General features: G+C 59.5%; 17 protein-coding genes. 5 read left to right on the top strand and 12 right to left on the bottom strand.

Annotated elements, in window-relative coordinates; all coding sequences use genetic code 11:
- Positions 1–70: 70 nt before the first annotated feature.
- The 3 genes from DDE77_RS05725 (at position 71) to DDE77_RS05715 (ending at position 5,377) form a co-directional block, all read left to right on the top strand.
- Entirely contained in the window at positions 71–1,783 is a 1,713-nt protein-coding gene (locus tag DDE77_RS05725; protein ID WP_108396477.1) for a flagellar hook protein FlgE, read from the top strand.
- A 63-nt stretch (positions 1,784–1,846) separates the two neighbouring features.
- Positions 1,847–3,694: a flagellar hook-associated protein FlgK gene (gene flgK, locus DDE77_RS05720; protein ID WP_108396476.1), complete on the top strand. Its 1,848-nt coding sequence runs from the start codon at positions 1,847–1,849 to the stop codon at positions 3,692–3,694.
- Positions 3,695–3,706: 12 nt separating this feature from the next.
- Positions 3,707–5,377, top strand: a complete 1,671-nt coding sequence (locus DDE77_RS05715; protein WP_108396475.1) for a flagellin — start codon at positions 3,707–3,709, stop codon at positions 5,375–5,377.
- 69 nt (positions 5,378–5,446) lie between these two features.
- On the opposite strand, the gene flaF is transcribed toward DDE77_RS05715, so the two are convergent.
- The 6 genes from flaF to DDE77_RS05690 form a co-directional block, all read right to left on the bottom strand.
- On the bottom strand, positions 5,447–5,815 hold the full coding sequence (flaF, locus tag DDE77_RS05710; RefSeq protein ID WP_108396474.1) for a flagellar biosynthesis regulator FlaF: 369 nt from the start codon (positions 5,813–5,815) through the stop codon (positions 5,447–5,449).
- Positions 5,766–6,191, bottom strand: coding sequence for a flagellar biosynthesis repressor FlbT (gene flbT, locus DDE77_RS05705; protein WP_108396473.1), 426 nt, complete (start codon positions 6,189–6,191; stop codon positions 5,766–5,768). The genes flaF and flbT overlap by 50 nt, the downstream gene beginning before the upstream one ends.
- Positions 6,192–6,284: 93 nt before the next feature.
- The gene (locus tag DDE77_RS19405; protein ID WP_157959688.1) at positions 6,285–6,437 is read right to left on the bottom strand and encodes a hypothetical protein; all 153 of its coding nucleotides are present in this window, start codon (positions 6,435–6,437) and stop codon (positions 6,285–6,287) included.
- Positions 6,438–6,717: 280 nt separating this feature from the next.
- Positions 6,718–7,185 (bottom strand): hypothetical protein, encoded by a 468-nt coding sequence (locus DDE77_RS05700; RefSeq protein WP_108396472.1) that lies wholly within the window; start codon positions 7,183–7,185, stop codon positions 6,718–6,720.
- A complete protein-coding gene (locus tag DDE77_RS05695) occupies positions 7,182–7,505 on the bottom strand; it encodes a rod-binding protein (protein WP_108396471.1) in 324 nt (107 codons plus the stop codon). Before DDE77_RS05695 ends, DDE77_RS05700 begins: the two co-directional genes overlap by 4 nt.
- Entirely contained in the window at positions 7,505–8,578 is a 1,074-nt protein-coding gene (locus DDE77_RS05690) for a flagellar basal body P-ring protein FlgI (protein WP_108396617.1), read from the bottom strand. The genes DDE77_RS05695 and DDE77_RS05690 overlap by 1 nt, the downstream gene beginning before the upstream one ends.
- A gap of 266 nt (positions 8,579–8,844) precedes the next feature.
- Between DDE77_RS05690 and DDE77_RS05685 the strand changes: the two genes are divergently transcribed.
- Together DDE77_RS05685 and dksA are read left to right on the top strand one after the other, a co-directional pair.
- Complete coding sequence (locus DDE77_RS05685) at positions 8,845–9,273, top strand: flagellar assembly protein FliX (RefSeq protein WP_342748546.1); 429 nt, start codon at positions 8,845–8,847, stop codon at positions 9,271–9,273.
- Between the two features lie 152 nt (positions 9,274–9,425).
- Entirely contained in the window at positions 9,426–9,845 is a 420-nt protein-coding gene (dksA, locus tag DDE77_RS05680) for an RNA polymerase-binding protein DksA (RefSeq protein WP_108396469.1), read from the top strand.
- Between the two features lie 61 nt (positions 9,846–9,906).
- Here the strand turns inward: dksA and DDE77_RS05675 are convergent, their stop codons facing one another.
- From DDE77_RS05675 to DDE77_RS19660, 6 genes are all read right to left on the bottom strand, one after another.
- Complete coding sequence (locus tag DDE77_RS05675; protein WP_108396468.1) at positions 9,907–10,326, bottom strand: curlin; 420 nt, start codon at positions 10,324–10,326, stop codon at positions 9,907–9,909.
- A 179-nt stretch (positions 10,327–10,505) separates the two neighbouring features.
- Positions 10,506–10,892, bottom strand: coding sequence for a curli-like amyloid fiber formation chaperone CsgH (csgH, locus tag DDE77_RS05670; RefSeq protein WP_108396467.1), 387 nt, complete (start codon positions 10,890–10,892; stop codon positions 10,506–10,508).
- Positions 10,893–10,963: 71 nt separating this feature from the next.
- Positions 10,964–11,395, bottom strand: a complete 432-nt coding sequence (locus DDE77_RS05665; protein ID WP_108396466.1) for a curlin — start codon at positions 11,393–11,395, stop codon at positions 10,964–10,966.
- 96 nt (positions 11,396–11,491) lie between these two features.
- On the bottom strand, positions 11,492–13,105 hold the full coding sequence (locus DDE77_RS05660; RefSeq protein ID WP_108396465.1) for an ABC-F family ATP-binding cassette domain-containing protein: 1,614 nt from the start codon (positions 13,103–13,105) through the stop codon (positions 11,492–11,494).
- Positions 13,106–13,377: 272 nt separating this feature from the next.
- The gene (locus tag DDE77_RS05655; RefSeq protein ID WP_108396464.1) at positions 13,378–14,868 is read right to left on the bottom strand and encodes a carboxypeptidase M32; all 1,491 of its coding nucleotides are present in this window, start codon (positions 14,866–14,868) and stop codon (positions 13,378–13,380) included.
- Between the two features lie 787 nt (positions 14,869–15,655).
- Positions 15,656–15,826, bottom strand: coding sequence for a glycine zipper domain-containing protein (locus DDE77_RS19660; protein ID WP_170116483.1), 171 nt, complete (start codon positions 15,824–15,826; stop codon positions 15,656–15,658).
- Positions 15,827–15,878 lie beyond the last annotated feature (52 nt).

Raw genomic sequence — 15,878 nt, 5'->3', positions numbered from 1 at the left:
GTTGGCATTCAAATTGCTCCTCCCGAAGCGAATAGGCGCGTCTGGCGCCACATCGTTTCAGGAGTTTTTGATGGGCATCTACGGGGCTCTTTCCGCAGCGGTCACTGGCCTTCGGGCCCAGTCGCATGCGCTGGAAAATATTTCGGGCAATATCGCGAACTCGCAGACAACCGGCTACAAGCGCATCGAGACGGACTTCCTCGACCTGATCCCTGACGCCCCACTCAAGCGCCAGGTGCCCGGCGCCGTTATCGCTCAATCGCGCAGCACCAATGATGTTCAGGGTGATATCAAGACCGTATCCAACGAAACTTTTATTGCCTTGAACGGCAATGGCTTCTTCGTTGTCGAGCCTAAAGTTGGTCAAGCCGACGGCAGTCCGGTCTTCGCCGGTACGAATTTTTATACCCGTCGCGGCGATTTCCAGATCGACAAGGACGGCTATCTGGTCAATGGCGCCGGTTACTATTTGAAAGGCCTGGAAGTCGATAAGACGACCGGGAACATTTCGGGTTCGGTCCCGGGCATGATCCAGTTATCCAACAACTTCCTTGCTGCGAACCAGACGCAGGTCATCAACTATCAGGCCAACCTGCCGCAGTTGCCTAAGACAGACAACTACAATCCCAATGTTAAGGGCAGTGAGTTGATGGGTTCTGGCGCCACCCTGAAGTTCCCTCTTGATCTTGATGCTGATGATCTTCTGGGCAAGTCCGTCACCTTGACAATTAATGGAGAGACTGTCGAGTACAAGTTCATTGCCCCAACCGATCCAACTCCGCCTCCAGCTGAGGGAATTAAAATAGTTAATATCGAGAGTGCGGACAGCATTGAGTCCGCTCTAGTCAAGCTTGCAGATCAAGTGGGCACCGATAAGTTTATACTCTTGCCTAGCGGCGGCATTTCTCTTCCGGCTGGGTCCAGAGTTGAAACTGAAATTGCTGGTATTGAGATCGAGGAAGGTCCTGCTGCGCTGGTGCCAACTATATCGAAAGATAGGGAGCCGGACTTCCTACGCAACACAATCTCTGGCGGCGCGATCACTGTATATGGGCAGAACGGAGCGCCCGCTAACGTACAGATGCGCTGGGCCAAGGTATCAAGTGCCAGCCCAGCAGTCGCGGAAGATTTAACAGCTGTCCCGCCTATTTCGGCATCACCGGCAACTGTAGATAAGTGGCACCTGTTCTACATGTCTGACAGCAATGCGGCAGGAGCGAATGCAAAGTGGACCAAAGTAGATGCTGACTTCACCTTTGGCGCGAACGGAGCGCTTACGTCTCCTAATGGAGGTGAAATCAACATTGAGCCGCTGACCGTTAACGGCGTTTCGATTGACAAGATAAAGCTTCGTTACAACACAACCGGCCTGTCCCAGTTCGCTGACGTCAATGGCACTGTGAATGTGTCGATGCTGAACCAGGACGGGTACGGTGCCGGCGAGTTCGTCTCCGTTGCCATCAACGATAACGGCCGCGTTGTCGCCACTTACTCCAATGGCGAGCGGTTGGATGTGGCGCAGGTGGTGACCGCGCAGTTCAATGCCACCAATCAGCTGAAGCGCCTGGATGGTGGCGTCTTCTCGGCAACATCCGAGTCTGGTGAGGCTATTCTGGATCTGGCTGGATCAGGCGTGATAGGCGGGGCGCTTGAGGCCTCCAACACCGACATCTCGGATGAGTTCACCAAGCTCATCGTTACGCAGCAGGCCTATGCGGCGAGCACACGCATTGTTTCGAGCGCAGACGAGATGCTGCAAGAAGCACTCAACATGGTCCGCTAGGCGGAATTGGTGCTGTGGGGTCCGGGCAAATGCCCGGGCCGTGGTGCTTAGGGAGTTCGTCCAATGGGCTTGACAACCTCTTTGAACAATGCGGTCTCGGGGCTGCGTATCAATCAGGACTCAATCGACGTCCTGAGCCGCAACGTCGCAAATGCTGGCACACCCGGCTACAACCGGCAGTCGCTTAATGTCATAGACTACAATTCGCAGTCGGGTAGCTATGCCCGCTCGGCTGGGGTCACGCGCGCGTTCAATTCGAGCCTGCAGACCTATTACACGCGCCAAGTCGCGGACGCCGCCAATTCAGGTGTTCAGGCCAAATATCTCGATCGGCTGCAAGGCTTCCTTGGCAAGCCAGGCTCGGCGGCTTCGCTCGATACGCTTTATGGCAATCTGCAGAATGCCTTGCAGAAATTGGCGACGAGCCCTGATGATTATACTGTTCGTGCCCAGGCCGTTGAAGCCGCCCAGGGGATGGCAGAAACGCTTAATCGTCTCTCCACAACAGTGCAGGAGATGCGGCGGGAAACCGAAGGGCAGATTGCCTCCAACGTCAACAACATCAACGGCATGCTCTCTTCGCTATCGGAGGTCAATTCCCGACTTCTCGACCTTGGCATGACGGATTCCGCCCGTTCGGCGCTGCTTGATCAGCGTGATCGGCTGGTGTCTTCTGTGGCCGAGATCATCGACGTTCAGGCCGATTATCGGCCCAATGGCACCGTTGCTCTTATGACCCGCTCGGGCGTTGGCATTCTCGACAATGGGGTTTCGAGGTTCCAGTTCGACAGTGCGGGAAGTCTGGACGCGACTTCTCAGTTCAACGTTGACACAGCGCGAAGTGGTGTAGGCCGGCTGACACTGACGACGCCCTCGGGCCTCACCGTCGATCTGGTGCAACAGGGGGTGCTGCAGGGTGGCGAGCTTGCTGGGCTCGTTACGCTTCGGGACAAAACGCTGGTTGAGGCCCAGTCGCAGCTGGACGAAATCGCTGCCGGACTGGCGCAGGCTTTTTCCACGCAGCAAACCACTGGCATAGAAAGCGATACAACCCCAGGCACATACCTGGTTCCAGTAACCGCCATGTCACCTGGAGACAGCCTGACTATTAAGGTTAGGAATGACAGCGGTGAGCAGACCATCAAGGTCGTCAACACCACGGAAATAGGTGTAGACTATCGCGACGCGTCGGGGACACGGGTGGTCGGCGTTGACCTCTCGGAGTTCCCGGCGAACACCACGGATGCGCTTGCTGATATACGCTCCGCACTCGGATCAGCAGCTCCAGCCATATCAATTAACATTGATGCTGGTCCTAAGTGGGAGCTGCGCGGCGTGGCTCCTGCTGTTGTGACCGGGTTCAGCACGGAAGTGACGGCAGGCAACTCGCAAGGCAGTCTTGCTTTCAATCTCTTTGTCGACGGAAGCAACGCGGTATTCACCAATAATCCGGGTGGCACGCCGCCGCAGAAGGTGGGGTTCGCTCAGCGCATCGCCATCAACAGTGATATTCTTGCCGACAATCGTCTGATGGTGAGATCCAACCCAAGCGATCCGCTTGGGAATGCGGACCGTCCGAACTACATCCTGGACCAACTCAAATCGCTGCAGTTCGTATCGGGCGGTGACCCCAAGACCAGTAGCGGTCGCTTTCAGCTCAATGGCAATCTGGGTGAGGTGATCGCCCAGGTTATCAACTTCCAGGGCTCTACTATTGGCGCTGCCATCACCCGCAGCGATGATCGGCAGCTGACGCTGGATACCATCGTTGATCAGATGAGCAGCGAATATGGCGTGGACGTCAACGACGAGATGGCGCGCCTCATGGAACTGCAAAATGCCTACGCCGCCAATGCCCGTGTCGTATCAGTGGTCAAGGAACTGCTTGACCAACTTTTCGCATCGACTTGAGGGAGACAATAGATGATCGTCAATAAGTCGATGTATCCGCTGCAAACTAGCTTCGGCGTGATCTCCAAAATGCAGGACAAGTTCGCCACGCTGCAGATGCAACTTGGCACTGGCGAGAAATCGTCGACTCTTGCCGGCATGGGGCGCGACCTGCCGCTATCGCTGTCCGTTCGATCCAGGCTCGACAAGATCGAGGGCTACTCGGCCAATATAGAAACGGTCAATCTGCGTTTGAGCTTTCTCGATAAAACCCTAACCCGCTTCGACAAGATCGAAGGGGAAGCCCGCAACGCTGCTGTGCCTGGTCAATACGGCACCGGCGGCATCAACATGGCTACGCTTCCGGGCCTTTCCAAAGCCCGGTTGGATGAAATTGTTACCATGCTCAACGAGGACGTAGCAGGACGATACCTCTTCGGCGGCACTGCCACGGATAAGGCACCGCTGCCGGATACGGAAACGCTGTTAAACGGGGCAGGGGGGAAGGGCGGGTTCGAACAGGCTGTCGCGGTGCGCCAGGATGCCGACGGCGTCAAGGGGTCCTATACTGGCCTCGTTGATGATGATGGTTTTGTCGAGACGCCTGGGCGTCTGAACATGAAGCTGACTGGAAATACGCTCTCGATTGGTGAAGATGGCATCAAGCCTCACCACTTCGGCCTTAAAATTTCGACCTATTCGACGAGCTCCGCCAACTCTTCGATGACATTCACGCCGTCAGCTTCCGTCGCCCAGACCAAATCCTTGGATGTAAATTTTGTCGCCCAGCCCCAGGTGGGTGACAGTATCAATCTGGGCTTTACTTTGCCCGACGAGACCGAGACTGGTGTTAGGCTAACGGCCACTTTCGAGGAGCCGGTGCCGCAAGGATCCTTCAAAATCGGCGGATCGCTCGAAGAAACAGCGCTTAATTTTCAGAACGCGCTCGGTAGTGCACTGGAGCGCACAGCGAAAACTGAGCTTCGGGCAGCATCGGTCTTTGCAGCTGCAAACAACTTCTTTCACGAAAGCGGGGTGGCTCAGATCCCAACCACTTCTGAAGGCGCGGCCAAGCCTGATGGTCTAGCGGGCAATGCAAACAATTACGTGCAGTGGTATAGGGGTGGCGTAGTGCCCAAAGACGCTAATCCGAGGATGACAATTTCGGCAGCCGTCGATGATACCGCGCGCGTCAACTACGGCATGCAAGCCAATGAGAGCGGGTTCCTTCGCCTTATTCGCTCACAGGCAGCGCTTGCGGTGTCGGAATACAAATCGGAGTCTACCGTTCGCTCGGGCTTCGAAGCGGACCGCCTGACCGCGATGGGAAAGCCTGAGGGCGCAGATCGAGATGCAGCGCTGGCTAAGTACGAGGCAGATGTAATTGCAGCCCATCGCCTCGAAACAGGCTTCTTCGACGGCATGGCACGGCGGCAGCAGGCGGAGCTTTCGGAGGCGCATAATACAGAGGCTGGGTCGATCGAGATCATTACAATGGAGATCGGGCTGGCCCGGGGGGCGTTGCAGAGTGCTACGGCGCGCCATACCGATTACAAGGCGCAGTTGAACAATCTTCTGAGTGACATCGAGACCGTGTCCAAGGAAGATGTGGCGATGGAGATCCTGGCGCTGCAGACGCGGTTGCAGGCGAGCTTTCAGACCACTGCGATGGTAAGCCAATTGAGCCTTGTGAACTTCCTCTGAGCTGATGATCGGATCAATAAAAAGCCCCGCCATTATGGCGGGGCTTTTTATTGGGAGGAGTTCTTTGTGTCAGTTGCCGCGCAGGCCTGCGGCGAGCTGGCGGTTGATGTTGATCAGCGGATCAAGGCGGGCGGGCGAGACGGGATCAAGCAGGATCTCGCGCGTCTCGTTGAGAATATAGATGCCCAGGTTTGCGATGTTCTGGCGGATCGGAGCAGACAGAGCGTTGTCTTCGCGCGTAACGGACGTCATGAAGATGGTCCACAATTTGCGGTTGAAGGTCAGCGCCGTCTTGAGCGCCTCGGCATCTTCCAGCCAATTGTCACGCACGGACTGGATCGAGGCTGCGGCCTTGATCAGGAGTGCGGCTTCACGTTCGCGGGGAGATTCAACTGTCTTGGCCGTCGTCTGGTAGGCTGCCGCGCCGTAATGCTGCATGCTCAAACAAGTCCTGTTCGTACTGGATCAGCTCTTTCGCTGTCTTGAGAGCTTTGTACAGATTTCCGGTTAATATCTCGTTATTTATACGGTCCGCGATCGCCACGGTGGAGGGCGCCGCAGCCACGAAGTCATTGATGAGCCTAAAATATTGTTCGCGCAGCGTATCTATATCCTCTTGGATATACATGAGCTGCACAGCGAAATAGACGCGCTTGGCAGGAGTGTCGGCGGTGTCAGGCGTCAGGATGTCCTTTTCCCGCAAAATCGGGGCCTGGCCTTCTATAAAAAGCCGCGCCCTCTGGTCGGAATTTGTGATGATGCATTGGCCCACCAACAGCTTCTCGCCCGGCCTGAGTTCAACCTTTAGTGCCATGCTGACGCTCCTTCACCGCTCGCCCTGAGCAGCATTGTGCGCTTGTAGCGGGAGCAGGGGAAAAGAAAAGGCTTTGTCCGAATGCCGGTGCAACTAAGCCGTGAGGTCCTTCAGCCGGCCCTCGAATGCGTCCGGAGCGGCGTTCGAGCCAATCTGCTTGAAGAGCTCTTCCGATGCGCGCAGCGTGGAGCCGGGAGCGCTGGAAAGAATGGCAGCAGCAAACGCTGCGGAGGGTTCGTTGTCCAAGGACAGAGGCTCATGGACGGTTGACTCTTCGGGTAGGTCGGTGCCGAGGGCTGCAGTCTCTGATGTCGCGGGCGTGCTGCTTGGCAAGATGGTGCGGGTGGTAGACGCTGATCGGGAGCGATGGGCAGACGTGCTCGGAACTGTTGACGCAGCCAATCCCCAAGGTGGTGCAATGATCACGGCGCTTCCCTGCATCTAGCAATGCCAATGGGAAGTGTGATCACGCATTGTTTGAACCGAAATTAGAAGATCAGCTGCAAGTTGAATCAAGTTCTTAGCATCACAGCGCGCGGTTGATTGCGATGCCCCGGGCGGAGGTGGACGGGTCGGCCTTGATGGCACCGCCATAGCCATAGGTCTTGGCGCGGTCTTGCTGGCCGACGATCTTAGCGACGTCGGTGAGTAGGTCCTCGGTAACGGTGCGAGAGGTAGCAAGCACGCGCAGGTTTTCGGCCATTTGGGTGGCGAGACGTTCGTGGCCTTTGCGCAAGCTTGCGACGGCTTCGGGGGCTTGCTGGTGCAGGCGCGCGGATTGGCGCTGAACGGAGCGGGCGAAGCCGACATAGTCCTGAGCGAGGCGGGTCTTCTCGGGTGTTAGGGTGCTGGCTTGGCGCATGTGGCCGGCGCGCAGGAGCGTGGTTTCCTGGTTCATGACGTCTACCAGGGCAGCGAGTGTGGCTTCGGCCATCTGGCACAGTTCGTCAGCCGGCAGGCTATCGAGCGCGGCAAGGCGTGCGGCTGCGGTCATTTGTAGGTTCCCTTGGGCAAAATATTGTTCTGGGTGTTGGCAGCTTCCTGGAGCGCCAGAAGATCGGGCAGCAATTGCTCGGCTACGCCGAGACCGCCGTTCTGGGACATAGTGGCGGCAAGCTGTTCGGCCTGCATGGAACGCCAGGTCTGCTCACCGAAGCCGCCGCCCATGGCGCTCTCGTCGGTCTTGATGCTCGAGAACATCTGCTTGGTCAGCGTGTTGAGGAAGATTCCCTCGAATTCTTCTGCTTGCCGGCGGACCTGTGCGATCTGGTCGAAACTGAGCGTGCTGGGTTTTGGTGCGACTTGGGTAATCATCAAAGCACCTCGATTTCGGCCTGAAGGGCGCCGGTAGCCTTTATGGCCTGGAGGATCGCGATCAGGTCGCGCGGAGCTATTCCAAGGGCATTCAGACCGTCGACCAATTGCTGGAGCGTCACGGATTCGTTCACCACGGCTAGGGCTGTGTCTGAGAGATTGGCGTTGAGCGTGGTGTTAGGCTCCACCGCCGTGACGCCATTGCTGAGGGGCTCGGGCTGAACGACGGTTGGATCTTCGGCAATGGTTACGGTGAGATTGGACTGTGCCACGGCAACGCTCGAGACGCGGACATCCTTGCCCATGACGATGATGCCGGAATTCTCGTCTATGACGATCTTAGCATTCTGGTCGGTTTGGACCATGAGCTGCTCAATGTCGGTGAGCAGGTCTACGATGTTGCCGTTGAAGCCAGGGGGCAGGGTGAGGCGGACGGTTGCGGGATCTTCGGGCGTCGCAGTGGGGGCGCCAATGAAGTCGTTGACTGCGAGGGCAATGCGGCGGGCGGTGGTGAGGTCGGGATTGCGCAAGGCAAGGCGCAGGGAGGTTTGCGAGCCGAGGTGGAAGTCGATCTCGCGCTCGACCAGGGCTCCGGAGGAAATGCGGCCGGTGGTCGGCACGCCCGAAATAATGCTGGCGGCGTCCCCCTCGGCCTTGAAGCCGTTGATGCTAACGGGGCCCTGGGCAATGGCATAGACCTCGCCGTCGGCGCCCAGGAGCGGGGTGACAAGGAGCGTGCCGCCCTGGAGGCTGTCGCTGTCGCCCAGCGCTGCAACTGAAACGTCCATGCGCGAGCCCTGGGTGGCGAAGGGCGGCAGATTGGCGGTGACCATAACCGCGGCAACATTGGCGGTGCGCACGTTTTCGCCGGCTGTGTTGACGCCCAAGCGTTCCAGCATGGATTGGAGGGATTGCTTGGTGAAGGGCGAATTGTTGAGGCTATCGCCGGTGCCGTTCAGGCCAACCACGAGACCATAGCCGACGAGCTGGTTCTCGCGAATGCCTTCGAAGTCGACAATGTCCTTGATGCGAGCGGCCGCCGCAAAGGCGTCGCTAACTGGCGCAAGGATCATTGCAACGCTTGTGGCAGCTGCCAGAACTGTCCAAATCCAATGCTTGTTCATAGCTTTCCCATCGGTGCCGCGCCTTGGGGGCGGCGCTTCGGCTGGTACTTTGCGAAAACCGTGCCAACCTCCCCGCCGCTGCATAACCCCTTGGATGGGCGAGTATATTCCTGCCTCGAGGGGCGGGGAGAAAGAGGGGTGAGCAGTTCTTGCCGGGTTCGTTAAGGGGCTGTTAACCGTTATGGGCAGAATTTGCCGACTGGCAGCGAACTGATTTGAGTTTCCCTTTGCGCATCAATGGTACGGGCCGGACTTCCGGCATGAGCAGGAGCGGATTGGCCGGGCGAGCGGGATCAGGCGCGGACTTCGTGCCTGCTGGGATGAGCGGACCAGCAAGAACCGCACCCTCGGTGCATATGGCCGGGGTGGGAGGGCTCGATGCGTTGCTGGCGCTCCAAGCTGTAGGTGGGCCGCTGGAGGGAAAGAAGAAAGCAGTGCGGCGCGGGCAGTCGCTGCTTGATACGCTGGACGAGATCAAGGCGGATCTGCTGCTTGGGCGGGTGAGTTTCGAGCGGCTCGACCGGTTGGCGTCCATGCTCGATGAGGTGCGCGAGCAGTCCCTGCCTGGGCTTGATGCTGTACTTGACGAGATCGAGTTGCGGGTTCGGGTGGAATTGGCAAAGTTCGGGCGCTTTCCAGCATGAGCCCTTTCATCAAATTGTTGTCACTGCCGGGCTATTCGCCTGAGGGGCCGGGCAGTTTACGTGTTAATCACCGTCGATTTGTGCGCTTGCCCGGCCCTTCGCACGCGCATATATAGGCGGCCTTAGGGGCGCATTGGGAGTTGAGTCCACTAATGTCTTCGGTTGCTGACGTAATTGAATACCGGCCCAGTGACGACGAGCCGTTCATGAACCCGCGCCAGCGGGACTATTTCCGAAACAAGTTGAACACTTGGAAGGAAGATATTCTTCGCGAGAGCCGGGAAACACTCGAGAACTTGCAGGAAGAGTCGCAAAACCATCCAGACATGGCCGACCGGGCAAGCTCGGAAAGCGATCGTTCGCTGGAACTGCGGACACGCGATCGCCAGCGCAAGCTGATCGCCAAGATCGATGCAGCGCTGAAGCGCATTGACGATGGCACCTATGGCTATTGCGAGGAAACCGGCGACCCGATCGGTATTGCCCGGCTGGATGCCCGCCCGATTGCAACCTTGAGCCTTGAAGCCCAGGAGATGCATGAACGACGCGAAAAGGTTTATCGCGACGAATGATCGTCACGCACGAATAATGGCCCGCAACGATGCGGGCCTTTTTCGTTTTGAGTTGACCCATTCAGAAGCCGAACACCGTGGTGAGGCTGGATTGACCATTGCCATTCTGGCTGCAGGCGGCATTTGTGTTCTTGCCGAATTGAAACAGGCCGCATGAATTGTTGTTGCCGTTCTGCTGAACGGCGCCGGTGTGGTTATTGCCCTTCTGAACGATGATGCCGTTGTGGCCCCAGCCGTTCTGCGCTCCGCCGGCAGAATTGTTGTTGCCACGCTGGCTGACGTAGGCTCCGCCTGATTTCACGCCCTTGATGAGCGAGTAGACCGAAAGTCCCAGGCCCAGTGCACGCTGCTGGTCGGGGTTGGATGGCGAGTAGGTTACCGAAAGTTGGCCGCCAGCCATGGCGGGAGCGGGCAGACTGGCAATGCCGATCAGCGTAGCAGCAAGAGTGGCAGCGAAGATCCTGGGGAACTTGATCGTCATGGTGTGTCTCCCGTTTGAGTGCATTGTGCTGGTGTTTCAGCCTATGGGGAGAAACTAGCTTGGGGCAGCTGAACAGGTCTGGAGCAGGGTGTTCAGAATGGGTTCAGCGAGGGGCCGTAGTTCCAGACGCAAAAGGGCTCCAGTTGCCTGGAACCCTCCGAGAAATGCTGTAGGTGACCTCAAAGCAAGCGGGATAGTTCATGGTCACAATCGAGACGCTTGCCATTGGCGGTGACGGCGAGGTCCACTTTGTAGTTGGAGCCGGCGTTGATCATCACCTTGCCCAGCGTGGTTCGCTGGTTTGCCGCGGCAGAAAAATCGCTGCCTTGGCTGATGTTTGTGTTGCCACCGCCGCCTGAACTCTGGACCTTGAACTGGTATGCGCCCTGAAGGGGAACGGGGCTCAGAAGGGAGCCCTCGAGCACCAGCATGCCGTTGCTGGTTGAGATGAGGACGCCGCATTGGGCGGAGCTTCCGGCAGGGTTAGCCATGCCGCTGGTTGCAGCGAATGCTCCGAGCCCAAGGGCAAGGACGGCGGCGGCGCTGAGTTTAAGCTGGGTATTCATCTGGTCCTCCCAGGGGCTTCGGCGATCCGGAAGGGCGCTCCCTTCCGGCAATGGGGCGGAAATCAGAGGGTTCAGGGGCAAGCCTGGACGAAGGCCGTGACATTGCCCGAGCCGACCTGGGTGACATCGGCGCTGCAATTGTTGCCGACCTGGACGCCGGCGACGATGTTGCCATTGCCATCCTGGGTGATCATGGTGCGGTGATTGTTGCCGAACTGGCCGACACCTGCGGCATTGTTGTTGCCGCGCTGCCAGGTGTCGGCGGAATTTCTGCGCCCTTCCTGGCCCACGGCGCCGACATTGTTTTTGCCCCATTGCTGCCCGACCTGAGAATTCCACTTGCCGGTTTGCTGAACGGAATAACGATTGTTCCAGCCATTCTGATTGCCGCCGGTGGAATTGCCATAGCCGGATTGGTGGACCCAGAAGCCGCCGGCCATTGCGGGAGCCGCGGTGACGGCAAACATGGCAGCGATGGCTGTGCTGATGACGATGCGCTTCATTTGAACTCTCCTGTTTGGCAGCGCTCCCTCCGAGCGCTTGGTGCCGATGAGGATTGGTTTAAGCAGGAGAGCCGGAACGGGGGCTGAACCTGCAGTTCAGAAATCGTTCATCGTCGATTTTCCCTCCGCCTGTGCCAGGTTGATGGTTCGATTGATGCCGATGTGCCGGAGAAAATCGGCGTCATGGCTGACGACAAGGAGGGCGCCACCATAGGCGCGCAGGCCTGCTTCCACCTGTTCGATGGCGTGGATATCGAGATGATTGGTGGGTTCGTCGAGGATCAGCAATTGCGGCGGAGTGTTGCCGCCAATGGTGCAGGCGAGGCCCGCGCGCAGGGTTTCGCCACCGCTGAGGGTGCCGACTGGCTGAAGCGCCGCATCAGCGCGGAACATGAAACGGGCGAGGGCGGCGCGGCAAGTGTTCTCGTCGGCTTGGGGGTTGAGGCGGCGGAAGTTCTCGCGGATGTCGAGCACTGGATCAAGCAGGCTCACGGTCTGGTCGAGCAGGGCGAAGGGAATGTTGATGCGCGCTGTTCCATTGATGGGCGGCAGGGCTCCGGTGAGCAGGCGCAGCAGCGTTGTCTTGCCGGAGCCGTTTGGTCCGGTGATGGCGACGCGCTCGGGGCCGGTGAGGGTGAGGGAGAGATGGCGGATGATCGGCATGGCCGGGTCCGGACCGCCGCAGAGATTATCGGCTTGAAGGACTGTCCGACCAGCAGGCAGATCGGTCGCGGTCAGGGTCACTGAAAGGGGCGCCAAGATTTCGATCTTGCTGCGTGCTTCGCTAGCGGCTTCGGCAGCCTCCTCGCGCAAGCGGCCAGCGAGGCGGACGCCAGCTGCGCTGGTGTTTTCAGCGTTTTCCTTCATGCCGCCCAGCAAAATCTTGGGGATGTCACCCCTTCTAGCCTTGCGCTTGCCGGCACTGTCCTTGTGCGCTTTGCGCTCGGCGACGGCTTGGATCTTGCGGTCGATCTCGGCGACGCGGCGTTCGGCGGTAGAGAGGTCGTGTTCGGCGGCAGCGAGTTCGAGGGCCTTGCGTTCAGCGTAATGATCCCAATTGCCGCCATAGGTCGTGGCGCCAAGCAAGGTCAGCTCGACTATGGCATCCATCTTGCGCAGCAGGGCCCGATCGTGGCTGACAACGATGGCGGCGCCGCGCCAGCGACGGAGCAGGTCGGCCACAGCCTGCCGGCCTTCGGCGTCGAGGTTGTTGGTGGGTTCATCGAGGAGGATGATGTCGGGGCGATCGAGCAGGAGGCGTGCAAGCGCCACGCGGGTACGCTGGCCGCCGCTGAGGGTGTCGATTGGCCGGTCGGGATCGAATGGCGGCAGGCCCAGTTCGGCGAGGGTGGTGTCGATGTCGCCCAGAAGGCTCCAGTCAGCTTCTGCAGCATCCTCGGCGGTGCCCAGGCCCTGTTCAAGACGATCGAGTATGGCCAAGGGCTCCCGTACTCCGAGATGGTCCGCCATGGTTTGCGCGGTGACCTGTACGGTTTGGTCGAGCATGCCAAGCGTTCCGGTGATCGTAACCGATCCGGAGGACAGGGGGATAAGCCCGGCGATGATGCGCAGCAGGGTGGACTTGCCGGTGCCGTTGCGGCCGATCAGCCCTGTGCGGCCGGAGCCGAAGGACAGGTTGAGGCTGGAAAAGAGGGGCTGGTTGTCAGGCGTCGAATAGCTGAGGTCGTGCAGGGAAACGGAGGCAGGCATGGGTGGAGTCCAGGTGAGCGATGCGGGCGAGGCAGTCGTTCAAGTGGAAATCCATGGGGTACCGTCCGGTCATTGCTGCGGATGAGGGGAGGATAGGGATGGGGAAGGGGATGTCAAGCTTTGCCACCTGCTCTACTATGCACCGGAGGGTACCTCCCCCTTGCCGGGGGAGGCTAGGAGGAGGTGTGGGCTGGCCCGGTCATTGGGGCCAATCGCCTCCCACCCTTGATCCCTCCCCGCAAGGGGGAGGGTGTCGACTGAGACGCCGCAGCTCATGCCAGATAGCGCTTCGTAACATGTGCTTTGAAGTAGTCGGCGTTGAGGGGTTCGCCGGTGGCGCGGGTGATGAGGTCGGGGGTGGAGTAGCGGGAGCCCTGGGACCAGATGTTGTCGGCGCGCCATTGGTTGACGCCGGTGAAATCGCCCTGGCGAATGGCTTCGCGGACATTGGGCTGCGTTTTTTCGAGGGCGGCCCATTGCTGGGCGGCGATCATGGCGCCCAGGGTGTAGCTTGGGAAATAGCCGAAGGCGCCGCTGGGCCAGTGGACGTCCTGCATGGGGCCGTCCTTGGGGTCGTTGATGGTGGAAAGGCCCAGATATTCAGTCATCTTGGCGTCCCAGGCTTCCGGGATATGGCTGGCTTCAAGCTTGCCGTTGACGAGATCCTGTTCCAGTTCGTAGCGCAGGATGACGTGGAGGGGGTAGGTGACCTCGTCGGCATCGACGCGGATATAGCCGCGCTGCACGAAGTTCACTTCGTTGAGCACGTCGGCGACGTCCCAGCCCGGGATGGCGTCTTGACCGAGGTGCAGATGCACGAGCGGCAGCATGAATTCCCAGAACTCGGGGCTGCGGGAAAGCTGCATTTCGACGAACAGGGATTGGGACTCATGGATGCCCATGCCGCGCGCCTTGCCCAGTGGCCAGTGCGACCATTCCTTGGGCAAGCCTTGCTCGTAAAGGGCATGGCCGGTTTCGTGGAGGACGCCCATGAGCGAGGATAGGAACTCGTCGGTGCGATAGCGCGTCGTCATGCGCACGTCGGTCGGCACGCCGCCGCAGAAGGGGTGGTGCGAGACGGCGAGCGAGCCGTGGGTGAAATCGAAGCCAACGGCACGCATGGCGGCAAGGCCAAGCTCGCGCTGCTGTTCGATGGGGTAGGGGCCGTTGAGAGCTTTGCGCGGTCGCTGGGAGAGGCGCTGTTCCTGCGCATCAAGCGCTTGGGGTACGAAGCTTTTGAGGAAGGTCTTAAGGTCGCCAAAGACGCGGTCGAGTTCGGCTGTCCTGTTACCGGGATCGTATTGCTCCATGAGGGCGTCGTAGGGCGCAAGGCCTAGAGCCTCGGCGCGGAGCTGGGCTTCTTCGCGGACCAGGGCGACAACGCCTTCCAGGGCGGGCAGAAAGCTGTCCCAGTCGTTCTTTGCGCGCAATTCGCGCCAGAGCTGTTCGGAGCGCATGCTGGCGGCAGTGCGACGCTCGACGAACTCGGTGGGCAGGCACGTGGCGTTGATGTATTGGCGCTTGAACTCGGCAAGGGCGAGCTTCTGGTCCTCGGTTACGGGCTGGGCGGCCTCGATCCAGTCGGCGATTTCGGGGGCGGTCGCCTGGGCATGGTACATGCCTGCGAGGTTCGACATGGCCTCGGCGCGCTTCTCGCCACCGCCGACGGCCATGTGCGTAGCTTCGTCGGCACCCAGGATGGAGATGGCATGTTCGAGGGCTTCGAGCTTGCGGCCGAGTTGATCGAGTTTTTCGAATGACATGATGGGCTCCGATTTGTGCGATGAGGTTTTTCACACGGTGGAGCGAAGGGCAAGGCGTGCCGAAGCGCCGCCTCGGTTGCGGTTTTGAACAGCGTTGATGTGGCGAGGCCTTGCCCCGGTAAGTTTTAGTGTAGTGAGACAAAGCCTCGCCACATCAGATGGGATTTTCCGGCGCGCGCGACTCTGGTCCCTGAGCCCCCCGGAGGCATTGGTGACACTTCCGCTTGCCTACGGGGATCACGAACATCCCCGCCCCATCTGCCCCTTCACAAGCCGGTTCGCGCGACCCGCTGGTTCGTGAAGGCAGTGAGGGGAGATTAGCGCGGGATGATGGTGGGGGGAGAAGGGGGAGAGATTTTGAGATTTGTGGGTGCGGAGAGGACCCCCACCTAACCTCCCCCTGAGAGGGGAGGGACAGGGCGGTGGGTGGGGAAGAATGCTGCCACACCCGCGATAGTCATCCTCGGGCTTGACCCGAGGAGACTGTACTTGCGGAGCGATGGCGAAGTGCAGAGCCCCTCGGATCGAGTCCGAGGGCAGGCTCTCGGGTCAGGCCCCAGGGTGACGAGCGGTGGTGGGGATAGATTGAGTCCCCTCAGTAGACCTCATGGTGAGCCTGTCGAACCATGGGGGCGTGGCAATAAACCCTCCACTCGCGCGGCCTCGTGGTTCGACAGGCTCACCATGAGGCCTTTGGGACGCTGTGGGGTGTTCGCAAAGTGTAGTGCGCTCGGGTCGAGCCCGTGGGTGACGAATGGTGGGCGTGGGATTGTGCCTTGAAGAAGCATCAATCCTTCGGCTTGTCGCTCTTCCAGGTGTACCAGGCGGCGCCCAGGGATGCGCCTAGGGCTAGGCCGGCGCCTATGCCCAGGGCTGTGTTGTCGAGAGCGATGCCGACGGCGGTGCCTATTGCCAGACCGATGGCGATGCCGATGCCCGTGCTGTTGCCCATGTTCATGGCGTGCCTCCTTGGTTCTTTAAGCCAAGTCGGGTCAAAACCGTTCCCGCCG

It is taken from the genome of Devosia submarina (genome assembly GCF_003056345.1).
Taxonomy (GTDB): domain Bacteria; phylum Pseudomonadota; class Alphaproteobacteria; order Rhizobiales; family Devosiaceae; genus Devosia; species Devosia submarina.
The sequence above is the reverse complement of the archived record's forward strand: the minus strand, read 5'-3'. Positions and strand labels throughout refer to the sequence as shown.

Bases quoted from the DNA above. Each gene is read 5' to 3' on its own strand.
- DDE77_RS05725 (WP_108396477.1), top strand. From the start codon at position 71: ATGGGCATCTACGGGGCTCTTTCCGCAGCGGTCACTGGCCTTCGGGCC.
- flgK (WP_108396476.1), top strand. From the start codon at position 1,847: ATGGGCTTGACAACCTCTTTGAACAATGCGGTCTCGGGGCTGCGTATC.
- DDE77_RS05715 (WP_108396475.1), top strand. From the start codon at position 3,707: ATGATCGTCAATAAGTCGATGTATCCGCTGCAAACTAGCTTCGGCGTG.
- flaF (WP_108396474.1), bottom strand. From the start codon at position 5,815: ATGCAGCATTACGGCGCGGCAGCCTACCAGACGACGGCCAAGACAGTT.
- flbT (WP_108396473.1), bottom strand. From the start codon at position 6,191: ATGGCACTAAAGGTTGAACTCAGGCCGGGCGAGAAGCTGTTGGTGGGC.
- DDE77_RS05700 (WP_108396472.1), bottom strand. From the start codon at position 7,185: ATGACCGCAGCCGCACGCCTTGCCGCGCTCGATAGCCTGCCGGCTGAC.
- DDE77_RS05695 (WP_108396471.1), bottom strand. From the start codon at position 7,505: ATGATTACCCAAGTCGCACCAAAACCCAGCACGCTCAGTTTCGACCAG.
- DDE77_RS05690 (WP_108396617.1), bottom strand. From the start codon at position 8,578: ATGATCCTTGCGCCAGTTAGCGACGCCTTTGCGGCGGCCGCTCGCATC.
- dksA (WP_108396469.1), top strand. From the start codon at position 9,426: ATGTCTTCGGTTGCTGACGTAATTGAATACCGGCCCAGTGACGACGAG.
- DDE77_RS05675 (WP_108396468.1), bottom strand. From the start codon at position 10,326: ATGACGATCAAGTTCCCCAGGATCTTCGCTGCCACTCTTGCTGCTACG.
- csgH (WP_108396467.1), bottom strand. From the start codon at position 10,892: ATGAATACCCAGCTTAAACTCAGCGCCGCCGCCGTCCTTGCCCTTGGG.
- DDE77_RS05665 (WP_108396466.1), bottom strand. From the start codon at position 11,395: ATGAAGCGCATCGTCATCAGCACAGCCATCGCTGCCATGTTTGCCGTC.
- DDE77_RS05660 (WP_108396465.1), bottom strand. From the start codon at position 13,105: ATGCCTGCCTCCGTTTCCCTGCACGACCTCAGCTATTCGACGCCTGAC.
- DDE77_RS05655 (WP_108396464.1), bottom strand. From the start codon at position 14,868: ATGTCATTCGAAAAACTCGATCAACTCGGCCGCAAGCTCGAAGCCCTC.
- DDE77_RS19660 (WP_170116483.1), bottom strand. From the start codon at position 15,826: ATGAACATGGGCAACAGCACGGGCATCGGCATCGCCATCGGTCTGGCA.